A 15,520-nucleotide genomic window follows, 5' to 3' on the forward strand; every position below is an offset into this window, starting at 1 on the left:
TACTTATTTGATCTCGCAGAGGCGCAAAGATCGCTGAGACAAGAAAATTACGTCTTTATATCCTCTGTGTTCTCTGTGCCTCTGTGGTTAAATCGAATTAATGCAGTTAGTTTTTGCTGCTAAGCAGGCCGTCGAAGAGCTGGATCTGTACCCTTTCACCGGCCTCGATATCGCCGCAGTCGCGAGGCAGGCGGATAAAGCAATTGGCCTTGCTGATCGACGTAAGCAGGCCGGAGCCCTGTTTGCCGCTGCTTTTTACCATCAGTGCGCCGTTTTCATCCTGCCAGCATATACCCCGCTGCAGATCCATTCTGCCGGGGCGTTTTTTCAGTTTGTCGCTGCTGGTTGCGCTGAGTGAAAGTGATTGTTGTGGCATTTGCCCGCCTAACAGAGCCAGGGCCGGAGTGACCAGTTGATGAAAGGTCACCAGCGCTGAGACCGGATTACCCGGCAGTCCGAAAAAGGCGCAATCATCCACTTTACCAAAGGCGAAGGGTTTGCCGGGCTTGATGGCCAGTTTCCAGAAACTGACCTGTCCCAGTTGCTCCAGTACCTCTTTGGTGTAATCGGCTTCGCCGACAGAGACGCCGCCAGAGGAAATCATCGCATCGGCGCTATGGGCCCCGCGCTGCATGGCTTCCTCAAGGTGTTTTTTATCGTCGGGAATCAGCCCCAAATCGATCACCTCGATATCCATTTTCTCCAGCATGGCACGCAATGCGGCGCGATTACTGTCATAGATCTGCCCTTGTTTAAGGGGATTGCCTGGCAACACCAGTTCATCGCCGGATGAAAAAAGCGCTACCCGCAAGGGCCGGTAAACGGTCACCTCGGCGATCCCCAGTGAGGCGAGCAGACCAATATCCACCGGGCTGATCTTGTGGCCCTGAGGTAATACGACATCACCAGTGCTGATATCTTCACCGGCACGGCGAATATTATCCCCGGCCTTAACGGCGCTGTTAAAGGTAATGTTATCGCCTTCAGCCTGGCAGTTTTCCTGCATCACCACCGCATCGGCACCGTCCGGGATCACTGCACCTGTCATAATCCTTACAGTCTGACCGGCGTCGAGGGCGCGATTAAAGGGTTCACCGGCAAAGCTTTTGCCAATTAATCTCAAGGTGTTGCTTTGCTTAAGATCTGCAGCCCGCAGGGCGTACCCATCCATGGCCGAGTTATCAAAAGGCGGAACAGAAAATTCTGAGCGAACCGGTTCACTGAGGATCCGTCCGCAGGCCTGTTCCAGAGGTATGTTTTGTGATTCGGTGGTGGCGGGTGCCAGTGCACTGAGCATCTTGTCCATAGCCTGTTCAACATTCAGCAGGCCATTGGTAAAGCAGTCTGTCATTCGTTTTTACCTTGTTGGTTAACCATCCATACCGCCGCTTCGACGCGCGAGCGCAGGTCGAGTTTTTTCAGCAGATGTTTAACATGTACCTTAACAGTGCCATCTGAGATGTCTAATTCACGGGCAATCAGTTTGTTGCTCATGCCTTTGGCGATCAGTTTGAGGATTTCCAGTTCGCGGCTGGTGAGGCTGGCCAGCGCCCGGTTAGTCTGACGCTGAGGACGACGCAGTGCCGTGGCCAGGATCTCGGCCAGTTTCGGACTCATCACCATCTTGCCCAGTGTTGCCTCTTTGATCTTGGCAATAATGTCTTCGGGCTCCATATCCTTTAACAGATAACCGTCGGCGCCGAGGCGAATGGCTTCCACCACATCTTCGTCGTTATCGGAAACGGTGAGCATAATAATACGCGCATCGACGCCGTTATCGCGCAGCGCTTTAAGAGTCTGCAGCCCATCCATGCCCTGCATGTTCAGATCCAGTGTAATCAGGTCAGGGTCGAGTTCACCGGCCATTTCAATGGCCTGCTGACCGCTGCCAGCCTCGCCGACCACCTCGAGATCCTCTTCCAGCTCAATCAGTTGTATCAGGCCTTTACGCAGTAACGGATGATCATCCACCATCAATAATTTTGCCGGGGTTTCATTAAACATATTCTGGCTGTCCTTGAGTTATGGATACTCTTACTATCCGTCAGGGTATTACCTTATCTGGCTGATGCCAACTCTCTACAGGGAGTAGCTTTTACCCATTAATGGTTAGTAGGGCGCCATATAGTTTATTTAAACTATATGGCGCTCTAGCTCCTGAGTCTGATTAAAGCAGGCCGGGCGAAAGGCGAAACTGATTTCGGTGCCGCCATCAGCGGGCTGACTGATATTCAGTTCTCCACCGAGATTGCGAGCCCGTTCCATCATAATGGCCAGGCCGTAGTGATTAAGCTTCCCTTGTGGATCTTCGATCCCCACGCCATTGTCACGAATACAGAGTCGTACCTGTTTATTGTCTTCCCCCTGAGTGGTAATGGAAACCTGCACCCTGGAGCCCTGAGAGTGATGAATGGCATTCTGACAAGCTTCGCGGGCGATTTGCAGCAGATGAATCTCTTCGTTGGGTGAGAAGGGAATATTGCCCGCGTTAAAGTCCAGAATCAGTTGTATGTTGTCGGTACGACTCTGCAATTGGCCTAAACTCTGTTGCATGGCGCTTTGCAGATCCTGGCCGTCCATTTTCAGTCTGAAGGTGGTTAATAGCTCCCGCAGTTCCCGATAGGCGGAATTTAACCCCAGTTTCAGCTCATCAATAACAGGTTCGACTTTATTGATGCCATCGGGCTGGCTAAGTATTTTCTGTAACCTTGCTACCTGAATTTTCAGATAAGACAAGCCCTGCGCCAGAGAATCATGCAGCTCACGGGCAATCACATTACGTTCATGCATCAATACCAATCTGCGTTGCTGTTCCTGTTGACTGCGCAGACTCAGGCTGACTGCAATTTGCTCCGAGACTGATCGGAATAATTGCTCCTGCCAGCCTTGCAGGGTTTGCCCTGGCATCATTTCACACACCAGCACCCCGTAATTTTCTCCCGCGTGAACCAATGGAAAACTGACGCTGTCAGGGGTTTGCGGGGTCTGATTCAGACAATCATCACAGCTTTGTTGGATACAGCGCAACGGCATAACCTTGTCGCGGCTGGGAATATGTTCATAGGGCTTATTTCCGGCTACGGTCATCAGGCAAAGATCCACATCTTTTACGCTGGTAACGGCCGCCAGTTTATTCAGCAGATGTTTAAAATCAGGGGGGTTATCTGAGGCGCTGTGTAACTCCCGGGTGATGTCGTAGAGCATTTCCAGCGCGGCATTGCTGCGCTCCAGATCGGCTGTCTTGGCTTTGACCCGCTGCTCCATGGTGCTGTGAGAGCGGCTGATGGCCTCGCTCATATGATTAAGGGTATGACCGAGCAGGGAGAGTTCGTCTTTGCCACTGTCACTGGCTCTGCCGGTAAAATCCCCACGCCCGATTTGCCGGGCGACATCAGTGAGCTGTGCCAGCGGGTGCTTGATATAGTGGTTCAGAATAAACATGGCGATGATCATCAACAGCGCCATAGCCAGCAATGCCAGGCCCTGAATCAGCCGGATTCTGGCGATATTCTTTTCTGCATGTTGTTGATACTGGCTGACCAGCACTTCCAGTTTCTGTACAAAGCGGTCTACCGCCTGTCTGATTTCAATGTTAGGTATGGGTTCACTGATGGCGTCTTCAAACAGCGGCTTAAGTTCATGGTCCCAGTGATGTTGCACGCCCTGATAAGCCTGACTCAGTTCACTGGTATGATCCTGTGTGCCTGAGGTCAGGGTGTTGGATGACAGCCTGCGTTCCAGCTCTGCCAGTTCACGCCGGGCAGTCTGAGCATCATTTTGCTGGATAGTGTTCAGCAGGCGGTAGCTTTGCATCCGTATCGAGCCTGAGACATTGACCGCATAGGCATCCTGCTCGGCACTGTCACTGATAAATACCGAACTGGTCATACTCAGTACCGCCAGCATACTGATGGCAAACATCAGCAGGCCGATGCGATAGACGATAGAGCGGTTTAACTTACTGAACATTCACAATTCCAAAAAAGTGGGCGGATCTGGTTATACAGACAGTTCCTTGGGAGTACCTCCAAGATTACATGCTGATGTGTTCACCCTCATTAATCATCGCCCGATACCCTTCAAGCCCCTAGTTTAACGTTTTTATCCCTTCTCAGGCCCTACCCATAAGGTGGTAGGCCCCCCAGTGTAGCCTATTCGGGGCCCATTGCGCTGTTGATACAGATCAATTTAACTGAAGGCCAAGCCCTTAATATCGGCCACATACCCAAGTGACCTCAACAGTTATCCAAATGACCAGTAGGGGTGTATCAGATTTACACCTGCAACCATTATAAAATAGGAGTCCGGCATGAGTCAGTTTCTGGACAGGCTGAAATACTTTAAACATATCAAAGGTGAGTTTGCCGACGGCCACGGTGTGACCACCGACGAAAACCGTCAATGGGAAGAAGGCTACCGGCAGCGCTGGCAGCACGACAAGATCGTGCGCTCGACTCATGGAGTAAACTGCACCGGCTCCTGTAGCTGGAAAATTTACGTTAAAGACGGCCTGGTGACCTGGGAAACCCAGCAAACCGATTACCCTCGCACCCGTCCGGATTTGCCTAACCATGAACCCAGAGGCTGCCCACGTGGTGCCAGCTATTCCTGGTATATTTATAGCGCCAACCGGCTGAAGTATCCCAAAGTACGTAAGCGTCTGGTTAAGCTGTGGCGTCAGGCCAAGCTTAAACATCGGGATCCGGTATTAGCCTGGGCGTCCATTGTTGAAGATCCGGCCAAGGCCAAAGAGTACAAGCAGCAGCGCGGTCTGGGTGGTTTTGTGCGTGCCGACTGGAACGAAGTCAACGAGATTATTGCCGCATCCAATGTCTACACGGCCAAAACCTATGGCCCGGACAGAGTTACCGGTTTTTCTCCGATCCCGGCCATGTCGATGGTGTCTTACGCCGCTGGCGCCCGCTATCTATCACTGATCGGCGGTAACTGCCTGAGTTTCTATGACTGGTATTGTGACCTGCCGCCTGCTTCGCCACAGGTCTGGGGTGAACAGACCGACGTGCCGGAATCGGCGGACTGGTACAACTCCAATTATATTATCTGCTGGGGCTCCAATGTGCCGCAGACCCGCACCCCTGATGCTCACTTTCTGACCGAAGTGCGTTACAAGGGTACCAAGGTGATCGGTATCACCCCGGATTACTCTGAAGTGGCCAAGCTTACGGATCAGTGGCTGGCACCCAAACAGGGTACCGATGCGGCACTGGCGATGGCCTTCGGTCATGTGATCTTAAAAGAGTTTTATGTGGACAAGCAGGTGGAGTATTTCACCGACTATGTGCGCCGTTATACCGATATGCCGATGCTGGTGATACTGGATGAGCATGAAGACGGTGGTTATACCCAAGGCCGTTTCCTGCGCGCCTCGGATCTGGTCGACAACCTCGGCCAGCAAAATAATCCTGAGTGGAAAACCATTGCTGTCGATGAGCAAAGTGGTGAGCTGGTTTCCCCTAACGGTGCCATAGGCTACCGCTGGGGTGAAGAGGGAGACAATATTGGTAAGTGGAACCTGAAGCAGCAGGATGGTGACAGTGGTAAAGATGTCAGTCTGACCCTCAGTCTTAAGGAAAAGCATGATGACATCGTAGCGGTTAACTTCCCTTATTTTGGTGGTAAAGAACACGAATACGGTTATTTCCAGCACACCAGCCATGAAGCGGTGATCCCCCGTAAAGTACCAGCGAAAACCCTGACGCTGGCCGATGGCAGCAAAGTGAAAGTGGCCTGCGTATTTGATCTTACTCTGGCCAACTACGGGGTGGAAAACGGCTATAAGGATCCGAACTGTGCCTCAGATTTTAATCAGGATCTGCCTTACACTCCGGCCTGGCAACAGGCGATCACAGGGGTTAAACCTGAGCATGTGATCAACGTCGCCCGTGAATTTGCCGACACGGCCGCCAAAACCAGGGGCCGCTCGATGATTATCGTCGGTGCCGGTATGAACCACTGGTACAACATGGACATGAATTATCGTGGCCTGATCAATATGCTGATCATGTGTGGCTGTGTCGGCCAGAGTGGCGGCGGCTGGGCCCATTATGTGGGGCAGGAGAAACTGCGTCCGCAAACAGGCTGGACACCGCTGGCCTTTGCCCTGGACTGGCAGCGTCCGCCCCGGCATATGAACGGTACGTCATTCTTCTACAACCATTCGGATCAATGGCGCTACGAAAAACTGCATATGCAGGAAGTGATATCACCGCTGACCAATAAGGACAAGTGGACCGGCTCCATCATCGATTACAACACCCGCGCAGAGCGCATGGGCTGGCTGCCTTCGGCGCCGCAACTGGGCACCAACCCGCTCAACTTGTGTAAAGAGGCGCAGGAAAAGGGCATGGATCCCAAAGACTATGCGGTGCAGCAGCTAAAATCCGGCGATCTGGAATTCGCCTGTCTGGATCCCGACAATCCGCAGAACTATCCGCGCAATATGTTTATCTGGCGCTCTAATTTGCTCGGCTCTTCGGGCAAGGGCCATGAATATATGTTGCGTCACCTGCTCGGTACCAAACATGGTTTGCTGGGTAAAGATCTGGGTGAAGAGGGGGATGAGAAGCCAGAAGATGTGAAGTGGAATGACGAGGCTCCTGAGGGCAAAATCGATTTGCTGGTAACCCTGGATTTCCGTATGTCCACCACCTGCCTGTATTCCGATATCGTGCTGCCCACGGCCACCTGGTATGAAAAGGACGATCTTAATACCTCGGATATGCACCCCTTTATTCATCCGCTTTCCAAGGCGGTGGATCCGGTGTGGGAGTCACGCAGTGACTGGGATATTTTCAAAGGCGTGGCGAAGAAATTCTCCGAGCTCTGTGAAGGCCATCTGGGTGTGGAAAAAGATCTGGTGACCATTCCCATGCAACATGACAGCCCCGGTGAACTGGCGCAGCCCTTTGGCATTAAAGCCTGGTGGAAGGACGAGTGCGACCTTATCCCCGGCAAAACCGCGCCTAATATGGTGGTAGTGGAACGGGATTACCCTAACACCTACGCCCGCTTTACCTCATTAGGCCCACTGCTGGATAAACTGGGTAACGGTGGCAAGGGCATTAACTGGAACACCCAGACCGAAGTGGATTTTCTCGGTGAGCTGAACCAGCGCCATATTAAAGAGGGTGCCAATAAAGGGCGGCCTAAGATTGAAACCGCCATTGATGCCGCCGAAGTGATCCTGTCACTGGCACCTGAGACCAATGGCCATGTGGCGGTTAAGGCCTGGCAGGCACTGGGCGCCATTACCGGTATCGATCATACCCATCTGGCGCGGCCCAAAGAGGAAGAGAAGATTCGCTTTCGCGATATTGTCGCCCAGCCGCGCAAGATCATTTCATCGCCCACCTGGTCCGGCCTTGAGGATGAGCATGTGTCTTACAACGCCGGTTATACCAATGTTCATGAGCTGATCCCCTGGCGTACCATCACCGGGCGGCAGCAGTTCTATCAGGATCACGAATGGATGCGGGATTTCGGTGAAATGCACTGTCTGTACAAGCCACCGGTGAACCTGAAAACCATTCGCCCGGTGCTGAATAAACTCGGCAATGGCAATAAGGAACTGGTACTGAACTGGATCACGCCGCACCAGAAGTGGGGCATTCACAGCACCTATTCCGACAACCTGCTGATGCTGACCCTCTCCCGTGGCGGGCCGATAGTGTGGCTGTCTGAAACCGACGCAGCTGCAGCTGGCATCGAAGACAACGACTGGATCGAAGTCTTTAACGTCAACGGCGCTATAGCCGCCAGGGCCGTGGTATCACAGCGGGTGCCCGAGGGCATGAGCATGATGTATCACGCCCAGGAGCGGGTGGTGAATATTCCCGGCTCAGAAACCACAGGTACCCGTGGCGGTATTCATAACTCGGTGACCCGTGCGGTAATGAAGCCCACCCATATGATCGGAGGCTATGCCCAGCAGTCCTATGGCTTTAATTATTACGGCACTGTCGGCTGTAACCGCGACGAATTTGTAGTAGTGCGCAAAATGAGCAAAGTCGACTGGCTGGATGATGACAGTTCGGACGTTCTGGATTCGCAGATGAATGAGCAGGAGAAGTAATATGAAAGTCAGAGCACAAATCGGCCACGGTGGCCTGAACCTGGCTAGCTTCATCCATGAGCAGGAGAAATAACATGAAGGTAAGAGCACAAATCGGCATGGTGCTGAACCTGGACAAATGCATAGGCTGTCATACCTGTTCGGTCACCTGTAAAAACGTCTGGACCTCCCGCGAGGGCATGGAATACGCCTGGTTTAACAATGTGGAAACCAAGCCCGGTATCGGCTACCCCAAAGAATGGGAAAATCAGGACAAATGGAACGGCGGCTGGGTACGCAGTAAGAACGGCAAGTTGTCACCCAAACAGGGTGGCAAGGCCCGGATTCTGGCGAATATTTTTGCCAACCCGGATCTGCCTGAGATTGATGATTACTATGAGCCCTTTGATTTTGACTATCAGCATCTGCACCGGGCAGGGGAGAGCAAGCACCAGCCTATTGCCCGGCCGCGCTCGCTGATCTCCGGTCAACGCATGGAAAAGATCCACTGGGGGCCCAATTGGGAAGAGATCCTGGGTACCGAGTTCTCCAAGCGTCGTAAGGATAAAAACTTCGATCAGATCCAGGCGGATATCTACGGTCAGTTTGAAAAGACCTTTATGATGTATCTGCCCCGTTTATGTGAGCACTGCCTGAACCCGGCTTGTGTGGCCTCCTGTCCAAGCGGTGCCATCTACAAGCGTGAAGAAGACGGTATCGTACTGATCGACCAGGACAAGTGCCGGGGCTGGCGTATGTGTGTATCCGGCTGCCCTTACAAGAAGATTTACTACAACTGGAAAAGCGGTAAGTCAGAGAAGTGTATTTTCTGCTATCCGCGTATCGAAGCCGGTCAGCCCACGGTGTGTTCCGAAACCTGTGTGGGACGAATCCGCTATCTCGGTGTGATGCTCTACGACGCCGATAAGATTGCCGAAGCCGCCTCAGTGCCTAATGATAAAGATTTGTATCAGGCCCAGTGCGATATTTTCCTCGACCCCTTTAACCCCCGCGTGATTGAGGCGGCGAAAAAAGAAGGCATTCCGCATAACTGGCTGGAAGCGGCGCAGCAATCGCCGGTCTACAAGATGGCCATGGAATGGAAAGTGGCACTGCCGCTGCACCCTGAATACCGCACCCTGCCCATGGTCTGGTATGTACCGCCGCTGTCACCGATTCAGACTGCGGCAGAAGCAGGCAGTGTCGGTATGGACGGGGTGATCCCGGATCTCAAATCACTGCGCATCCCGATTAAGTATCTCGCGAATCTGCTCACCGCCGGTGAAGAAAAACCGGTGATACGCGCATTGGAGCGGATGCTGGCCATGCGTTCCTTTAAACGTTCCCAGCAGGTGGACGGCGTGGTGGACACCGAAGTGCTGAATCAGGTGGGTCTGGAAGACTGGCAGGTAGAGGAAATGTACCGCTATATGGCGCTGGCTAACTATGAAGACCGTTTCGTCATTCCCACCAGCCACACCGCCTATGCCCAAAATGCTTATGACATGAAAAGCGGCTGTGGCTTCAGTTTTGGTGACGGCTGTAGCAGCAGTGGTGTGGATCTGTTTGGCGGTAAAGGCCAGTCGGTGCGCCAGGTCATCCCCGTGGATATGAAGGAGTAAGGTATGCAGATTTTATCTTTAATCGCCCGGCTGCTGGATTATCCACAGCCGGAGCTGATGGAACACCGCCAGGATGTCGAAACCCTGATCCGCCAATCTGAACTGACTCAGGAACATCAACAGGCGCTGCTGAGCTTCGTGCAGCACCGCTTAGATGGCGACCTGCTCGACTGGCAATCCGAATACGATGGCCTGTTTGAGCGTGGTCGCGCCTTGTCATTGCTGATCTACGAACATATCCATGGTGAATCCCGCGATCGCGGTCAGGCCATGGTGGAACTGCAACGCCAGTATCAGGCTGCGGGCCTGGCCATCAACGCCCATGAACTGCCGGACTATCTGCCGCTGTTTCTGGAGTTTGTCGCGACCCAGGGCGACAACGCCGGCGGCTGGCTGAGTGATATTGCGCCGGTACTGGGCGTGCTGGCGGTGCGTCTTAAAAAACGTGAGTCAGATTATCACCTGTTGCTGGAGGCTCTGCTGTCTTTAGCTGAAGTCGAGCTGGATCTGCAGGAGCTGGCGGCGCAGGTGGAGAAGGAAAAACCCGATCATACACCTAAGGAGCTGGATAAGGTCTGGGAAGAAGAAGCCGTGACCTTTGGCGGCGACGCCGTTAATGGCGGCTGCCCGGTGAATCAGAACAAGCCAAGTGAAACCCAGCGACGGGACCAGGATGTGCCGGTTAACTGGATGGATGCCGCCCCTGTTTCAACTCAAGCAGCGCGAGGAGCCTGACCATGAACTTTGTTGATATGTTGGTGTTTGGGATCTACCCCTACATCGTTTCGGTGATTTTTTTCGCCGGCTGTCTGCTGCGCTATGACAGAAGCCAGTACAGCTGGAAGGCGGGCTCCAGTCAGATGCTCACCAGTAAGAACTTCCGCCTCGGCAGTAACCTGTTTCATATCGGTATTATTATGATCTTTGCCGGGCACTTTGCCGGTCTGGTGATCCCTTATGAAGTCTGGACCTGGCTGGGCATTGACCTGCCGACCAAACAGCTGATTGCCATGGGCGTGGGTGGTTTCTTTGGTGTGCTGTGTTTTATCGGTATGACCATTTTAGTCCACCGTCGCCTGTTTAACCCCAGGGTTAGGGCATCGAGCAGCATCATGGACACGGCGATTCTGTTGCTGATTTATATCCAGCTGTTGCTGGGCATTGCCTCAATCTTTGTTTCAACCGGCCATATGGACGGTAATGAGATGAAAAATCTGATGAGCTGGTCGCGCTACTTGCTGACCTTCCGTCCGGGCGAAGCCATTGAGTTTATCGGTGACGTACACTGGATCTACCGTGCTCACGTATTCTGGGGTGTGACCCTGTTTGCACTGTTCCCCTTCAGCCGCCTGGTGCATATCTGGAGCGTACCGGTGAAATATGCTAAGCGCAATTATCAGGTGGTCAGACAGAAGTAGTGGAATAGGCCTGTAGGTTGGACTTTAGTCCAACAGCGAAGGCTGCCGTCAGGCATGGTGTCGGGATAAATCCCGACCTACAGGTCCATATCAGGTGTCGGGATAAATTTTGTCTTGTATTCGCGTTCCGACCTGCAATAAACCGGAGTAATTTATGATCATTAGTGATATCCCCAGTGTCAGCGTGAATCAGAGTCAGATCGATGGCAACAGAATCAGCGCGGAAATGCAGTATCATCCTTCGGACAGCCGTCGCGGAGCCATGGTCAAAGCCACTCAGGCATTGATTATCAGTGAAGTAGTGCGCCAGCGCGCCGTAGAACTGGAGATCTGGCCAGCGGACAAACCCCTGGAAAGCCATCAGGAAGAACCTTTAATTGAGCAACTGATCGAAGCTGATACCAATCTGCCTTGTGCCACTAAGGCGGAATGTGAGCATTTTTACCAGACCAATGAAGACAAGTTTCGTACTGCACCCTTGCTTGAGGTGCGGCATATATTGCTGGTGGCGGATCCGGATGACATTCAGCAGCGTGGTGAGGCTCGTGAAATGGCGGATACACTGCTGCAGCAGTTGTCTCAGACTCCCGGTGAATTTAGTCAGCTGGCGTCACGCCACTCCGGTTGCCCGTCGGCTCAGATGGGCGGCAATCTGGGGCAGATCACCAAGGGGCAGACGGTACCGGAATTTGAGCGGCAGATCTTTGCTGCACCTGAAGGGCTGATGAGTACGCCGGTGGAGAGCCGTTATGGTCTCCATCTGGTGGAGATTGTCCGACGGGTTGAGGGTAAGCCGCTGCCCTTTGAGCATGTTAAAAAGGACATTCAGGACTATCTGGATACCAAGGTGAAACGAAAAACCATTGCTCAATATATCACTCAGTTGCTAAGCACCGCCGATATCCAGGGCTTTGACTTTGGCCTGGACGGCTCACCGCTGATGCAGTAAAGCATTCACCACAGAGACACAGAGGACACGGAGTCTTTAAAGGGGTGAGCAGGAAGTCAGTGTTGAGCAATAAGGCTAAACACCGGGTGATTTAATGAATTCCCGTTAAGCTTTTCACCTCTGTGCTCTCTGTGGCTCTGTGGTTAATTAATCTAATGAGCAATGACAATCCTTTTACCGCTAAATGGTNTAATTAATCTAATGAGCAATGACAATCCTTTTACCGCTAAATGGTCGGCGCAGGGGCATACCCTGTGTCTCGGCCACTGGATTATCCATTATCAGGGCCTGCCGTTGAGTTTGCCCTCAGAGCGGGCTGAAAATGATATGGATACCTATGGCAACTTCAGTTATTTATTTCCCGATGAAGATGACTTTATTGAGGGTACGCCCGAAGTACAGTGGATTGAACAGAATATTCACTGGCTGATGGAGGTGTTTGAACAACACCGTATTCCTGTTGATGAAGACCACTTGTGTTGGTTCTACCGCGCGGTGAATGCCGCTGACTGGCGGTGCGGCAGTTGCGGAGGCTGTATCTGAGAGCACTGATAAACAGGTGAAATCATTACCGATATTCAGTTGTCTTGCAGGCTGAACAGTCCGGGCAGCAGCGCATCGGCCCGCCAGCTCTGATAATGGTCGGAATCGCAGGTGGCGTAAACCATCGCCTCAGCACTAAAAAACTCTGCGATCACCTGACGGCAGGCACCACAGGGTGAATAGAGTTTGTTACCCGGCATATAAATCAGCATAGCGGCGAATTCCTTCGCTGTATGGCCCTGTGCCAGTGCACTGAATAAGGCGGTCCGCTCGGCGCAATTGCTCAGTCCGTAACTGGCATTTTCCACGTTACAGCCAGGGATCATGCTGCCATCATTCAGAATCAGCACTGCCCCCACGGCAAAATTACTGTAGGGAATATAGGCTCTGGTAGCGGCTTGTCTGGCCAGTTCCCGGGCTTTTAGCAGATTTTGTGGCAGCATTTGGGTTATGTGTTTTACTCTGAATAGAACGGGAAATCATAACGCTAAGAGACCAATGAGAACAGATAAAAGCATCAATACCCATGCACAACAGGTTCAGGCACTGTGTTTGCAGGTGGCCAGACAGGCCGCCGAAGAAGCGGCTGTATTGGGCCTATGTGCCGAGGGCCAGTTACAGGCGGCGTTATCTGCCATTGAAATGCTTGATCCTGAATCTGCAGATAACAGTCAGTGTCACAGAAAGTAAATCATTGCCCCGGCGACTTGTCAGCCGGATTTAGGTCGAAAGGGCTTTATCACATCTTCATTACAAACCAGATAAGGCCCCTCCATCAGATCCAGGCAGTAGGGTACTGCCGGAAACACCGCATCCAGGCACTGGCGAATCGCCTTAGGTTTGCCGGGCAGGTTGATAATCAGCGACTGGCCCCTTAAACCGGCAGTCTGGCGTGAAAGTATCGCTGTGGGTACATATTTCAGGCTCTCATTACGCATCAGCTCACCAAAACCCGGCATCATCCGATCACAGACAGATTCAGTGGCCTCCGGGGTCACATCCCGTTTGGCCGGGCCGGTGCCGCCCGTGGTTACCACCAGTGCACATCCTTCGTTATCCGTCAGCTCAATAAGTGCCTGTTCAATCAACGGCTGTTCGTCTTCTATTACCCGGTAAACCGGCTGCCACTCGCTGCTCAGATAGGCGTTGAGGGCATCGATAATGGCAGGGCCGGACAGATCTTCATATTCACCACGACTGGCGCGATCACTGACGGTTAAAATTCCGATTTTGGCTGGCATATTTGTCTCCTGTTAACCTGAATGCGCATCCTAGCTGCTATCCGCCACATAGACAATCCGGCGTAATGGGTAGGAGATTGAGCCAGATCAACACCAGCCAGGCCCAGATTTGCATAATAGCCGTCAGTGATTTTCAACAGACAGACGGTTTAAATGAATCCCGAACTACTCTCACCGGCCGGTAGCCTGAAGGCCATGCGCTATGCCTTTGCCTACGGTGCCGATGCGGTCTATGCCGGTTTACCCCGTTACAGTTTGCGGGTGCGTAACAATGGCTTTGATCTGGACAGCCTGGCTCTGGGTATCAGTGAAGCTCATCAACAGGGCAAGCAATTTTATGTGGTGCTGAATATTGCGCCCCATAACGCCAAATTAACCACCTTTATCGACGATATTGCCCCAATTGCTGAAATGAATCCCGATGCCTTTATTGTCTCAGATCCGGGCGTGATATGGCTGCTAAAGCAGCACTTTGCCCATGTGCCGCTGCATCTGTCGGTACAGGCCAACACCATGAACTGGGCAGCGGTGAAATTCTGGCAACAGATGGGCGTTGAGCGGGTGATCTTATCAAGAGAGCTTTCATTGCAGGAAATCGAAAGCATTCGTGCACAAGTGTCAGATATGGAGCTGGAGGTGTTTGTGCACGGCGCCTTATGTATGGCCTATTCCGGCCGCTGTCTGCTATCCGGCTATATGGATAAGCGTGATCCCAATCAGGGGGCTTGTAACAATGCCTGTCGCTGGCAGTACAGTACCAGCGATGCCCGTGAACTGGATAATGGCGATCTCGTAGCGGTGCAGAAAACCGGGGCGCAATGTTACCAGGCGCCGGAGCCGGTGCTGCTGACGGAAAAACAGCGCCCCGACGCACCTATGCCCATGTATGAAGATGAACACGGTACCTATATTCTTAATTCAAAAGATCTGCGCGCGATACAGCATGTGCCGAGGCTGCTTGAGGCGGGCGTACAGTCTCTGAAAATCGAGGGCCGTACCAAGTCATTTTACTATGTGGCCCGCACGGCGCAGATCTATCGCCGGGCCATCGATGACGCGCTGGCTGGCAAGCCGTTCGATAATCGCCTGATGCTTGAGCTGGAAGGGCTGGCATCCCGGGGCTATACCGAGGGTTTCTTGCGTCGTCATATCCCTCAGTCAGAACTACAGAATTACGAACAGGGTGCGTCCTTAAGCAATACACAGCAATTCGTGGGGGAAATTCTGGGTACAGATCCACACACCGGGCGGGTGGAAGTGGAGGTGAAAAATCGTTTTCAGGTTGGTGATACGTTGCTGCTGATGACCCCCGCAGGCAACCACCATTTTATACTGAGCCAGTTGTTTGACCAGCAAGGTCACAGCGTGTCTGTTGCACCAGGTTCGGGTTACCGGCTCTATCTGGAAATATCACCTGAAATTGATACCGCCTATGGTTTGTTAATTCGTTGCGATAAGGAGCCATTAGCATGAGCCTTTACATTACCGAAGACTGCATTAACTGTGATATGTGTGAGCCTGAATGCCCTAATGAAGCGATTACGATGGGGCAGAGTATCTATGAGATTGACCCGGTGCTGTGTACCGAGTGCGAAGGCTACTATGACAGCCCTGCCTGTGTTGCCGTTTGCCCGCTGGATTGCATCGAGCTCTTAACTGACCACGAAAAACACTAA

The 15,520-nt window shown here is 52.6% G+C and carries 14 protein-coding genes; 9 read left to right on the forward strand and 5 right to left on the reverse strand.

Translation table 11 applies throughout. From position 1 onward, the window contains the following. Positions 1 to 106 precede the first annotated feature (106 nt). From moeA to CDA54_RS18925, 3 genes are all read right to left on the reverse strand, one after another. Complete coding sequence (gene moeA / locus CDA54_RS18915) at positions 107 to 1,351, reverse strand: molybdopterin molybdotransferase MoeA (protein WP_099036612.1); 1,245 nt, start codon at positions 1,349 to 1,351, stop codon at positions 107 to 109. Next, positions 1,348 to 2,004 (reverse strand): two-component system response regulator NarL, encoded by a 657-nt coding sequence (gene narL, locus CDA54_RS18920; RefSeq protein WP_099036613.1) that lies wholly within the window; start codon positions 2,002 to 2,004, stop codon positions 1,348 to 1,350. Before narL ends, moeA begins: the two co-directional genes overlap by 4 nt. Before the next feature lie 129 nt (positions 2,005 to 2,133). Further along, positions 2,134 to 3,969: a type IV pili methyl-accepting chemotaxis transducer N-terminal domain-containing protein gene (locus CDA54_RS18925; protein ID WP_099036614.1), complete on the reverse strand. Its 1,836-nt coding sequence runs from the start codon at positions 3,967 to 3,969 to the stop codon at positions 2,134 to 2,136. 340 nt (positions 3,970 to 4,309) lie between these two features. Between CDA54_RS18925 and CDA54_RS18930 the strand changes: the two genes are divergently transcribed. From CDA54_RS18930 to CDA54_RS18955, 6 genes are all read left to right on the forward strand, one after another. Further along, positions 4,310 to 8,092 carry a nitrate reductase subunit alpha gene (locus CDA54_RS18930; RefSeq protein WP_099036615.1) on the forward strand — a complete coding sequence of 1,261 codons (3,783 nt, stop codon included), beginning with the start codon at positions 4,310 to 4,312 and terminating at the stop codon, positions 8,090 to 8,092. A gap of 74 nt (positions 8,093 to 8,166) precedes the next feature. Next, entirely contained in the window at positions 8,167 to 9,693 is a 1,527-nt protein-coding gene (gene narH, locus CDA54_RS18935) for a nitrate reductase subunit beta (protein ID WP_099036616.1), read from the forward strand. Between the two features lie 3 nt (positions 9,694 to 9,696). After that, positions 9,697 to 10,428, forward strand: a complete 732-nt coding sequence (gene narJ, locus CDA54_RS18940; RefSeq protein ID WP_099036617.1) for a nitrate reductase molybdenum cofactor assembly chaperone — start codon at positions 9,697 to 9,699, stop codon at positions 10,426 to 10,428. Between the two features lie 2 nt (positions 10,429 to 10,430). Continuing rightward, complete coding sequence (narI, locus tag CDA54_RS18945) at positions 10,431 to 11,111, forward strand: respiratory nitrate reductase subunit gamma (protein WP_099036618.1); 681 nt, start codon at positions 10,431 to 10,433, stop codon at positions 11,109 to 11,111. A gap of 154 nt (positions 11,112 to 11,265) precedes the next feature. After that, complete coding sequence (locus tag CDA54_RS18950) at positions 11,266 to 12,060, forward strand: peptidylprolyl isomerase (RefSeq protein ID WP_099036619.1); 795 nt, start codon at positions 11,266 to 11,268, stop codon at positions 12,058 to 12,060. A 201-nt stretch (positions 12,061 to 12,261) separates the two neighbouring features. After that, positions 12,262 to 12,603 (forward strand): hypothetical protein, encoded by a 342-nt coding sequence (locus CDA54_RS18955; protein WP_099036620.1) that lies wholly within the window; start codon positions 12,262 to 12,264, stop codon positions 12,601 to 12,603. A gap of 35 nt (positions 12,604 to 12,638) precedes the next feature. On the opposite strand, the gene CDA54_RS18960 is transcribed toward CDA54_RS18955, so the two are convergent. Next, complete coding sequence (locus CDA54_RS18960) at positions 12,639 to 13,046, reverse strand: cytidine deaminase (RefSeq protein WP_099036621.1); 408 nt, start codon at positions 13,044 to 13,046, stop codon at positions 12,639 to 12,641. 55 nt (positions 13,047 to 13,101) lie between these two features. Here CDA54_RS18960 and CDA54_RS18965 point away from each other — a divergent pair, with 55 nt between their 5' ends. Next, positions 13,102 to 13,293 carry a hypothetical protein gene (locus tag CDA54_RS18965; protein ID WP_099036622.1) on the forward strand — a complete coding sequence of 64 codons (192 nt, stop codon included), beginning with the start codon at positions 13,102 to 13,104 and terminating at the stop codon, positions 13,291 to 13,293. A gap of 20 nt (positions 13,294 to 13,313) precedes the next feature. On the opposite strand, the gene mog is transcribed toward CDA54_RS18965, so the two are convergent. Then, positions 13,314 to 13,844 (reverse strand): molybdopterin adenylyltransferase, encoded by a 531-nt coding sequence (gene mog, locus CDA54_RS18970; protein ID WP_099036623.1) that lies wholly within the window; start codon positions 13,842 to 13,844, stop codon positions 13,314 to 13,316. A gap of 153 nt (positions 13,845 to 13,997) precedes the next feature. Between mog and trhP the strand changes: the two genes are divergently transcribed. Together trhP and CDA54_RS18980 are read left to right on the forward strand one after the other, a co-directional pair. Beyond that, complete coding sequence (gene trhP / locus CDA54_RS18975; RefSeq protein WP_099036624.1) at positions 13,998 to 15,317, forward strand: prephenate-dependent tRNA uridine(34) hydroxylase TrhP; 1,320 nt, start codon at positions 13,998 to 14,000, stop codon at positions 15,315 to 15,317. Beyond that, entirely contained in the window at positions 15,314 to 15,520 is a 207-nt protein-coding gene (locus CDA54_RS18980) for a YfhL family 4Fe-4S dicluster ferredoxin (protein WP_099036625.1), read from the forward strand. Before trhP ends, CDA54_RS18980 begins: the two co-directional genes overlap by 4 nt.

The sequence above is a fragment of the Lacimicrobium alkaliphilum genome, from assembly GCF_002591895.1.
Taxonomy (GTDB): Bacteria; Pseudomonadota; Gammaproteobacteria; order Enterobacterales; family Alteromonadaceae; genus Lacimicrobium; species Lacimicrobium alkaliphilum.

Coding starts and splice junctions, on each gene's coding strand:
- narJ (WP_099036617.1), top strand. CDS start 9,697: ATGCAGATTTTATCTTTAATCGCCCGGCTGCTGGATTATCCACAGCCG.
- trhP (WP_099036624.1), top strand. CDS start 13,998: ATGAATCCCGAACTACTCTCACCGGCCGGTAGCCTGAAGGCCATGCGC.
- CDA54_RS18980 (WP_099036625.1), top strand. CDS start 15,314: ATGAGCCTTTACATTACCGAAGACTGCATTAACTGTGATATGTGTGAG.
- narL (WP_099036613.1), bottom strand. CDS start 2,004: ATGTTTAATGAAACCCCGGCAAAATTATTGATGGTGGATGATCATCCG.
- CDA54_RS18925 (WP_099036614.1), bottom strand. CDS start 3,969: ATGTTCAGTAAGTTAAACCGCTCTATCGTCTATCGCATCGGCCTGCTG.
- narH (WP_099036616.1), top strand. CDS start 8,167: ATGAAGGTAAGAGCACAAATCGGCATGGTGCTGAACCTGGACAAATGC.
- CDA54_RS18960 (WP_099036621.1), bottom strand. CDS start 13,046: ATGCTGCCACAAAATCTGCTAAAAGCCCGGGAACTGGCCAGACAAGCC.
- CDA54_RS18950 (WP_099036619.1), top strand. CDS start 11,266: ATGATCATTAGTGATATCCCCAGTGTCAGCGTGAATCAGAGTCAGATC.
- CDA54_RS18965 (WP_099036622.1), top strand. CDS start 13,102: ATGAGAACAGATAAAAGCATCAATACCCATGCACAACAGGTTCAGGCA.
- moeA (WP_099036612.1), bottom strand. CDS start 1,351: ATGACAGACTGCTTTACCAATGGCCTGCTGAATGTTGAACAGGCTATG.
- CDA54_RS18955 (WP_099036620.1), top strand. CDS start 12,262: ATGAGCAATGACAATCCTTTTACCGCTAAATGGTCGGCGCAGGGGCAT.
- mog (WP_099036623.1), bottom strand. CDS start 13,844: ATGCCAGCCAAAATCGGAATTTTAACCGTCAGTGATCGCGCCAGTCGT.
- CDA54_RS18930 (WP_099036615.1), top strand. CDS start 4,310: ATGAGTCAGTTTCTGGACAGGCTGAAATACTTTAAACATATCAAAGGT.
- narI (WP_099036618.1), top strand. CDS start 10,431: ATGAACTTTGTTGATATGTTGGTGTTTGGGATCTACCCCTACATCGTT.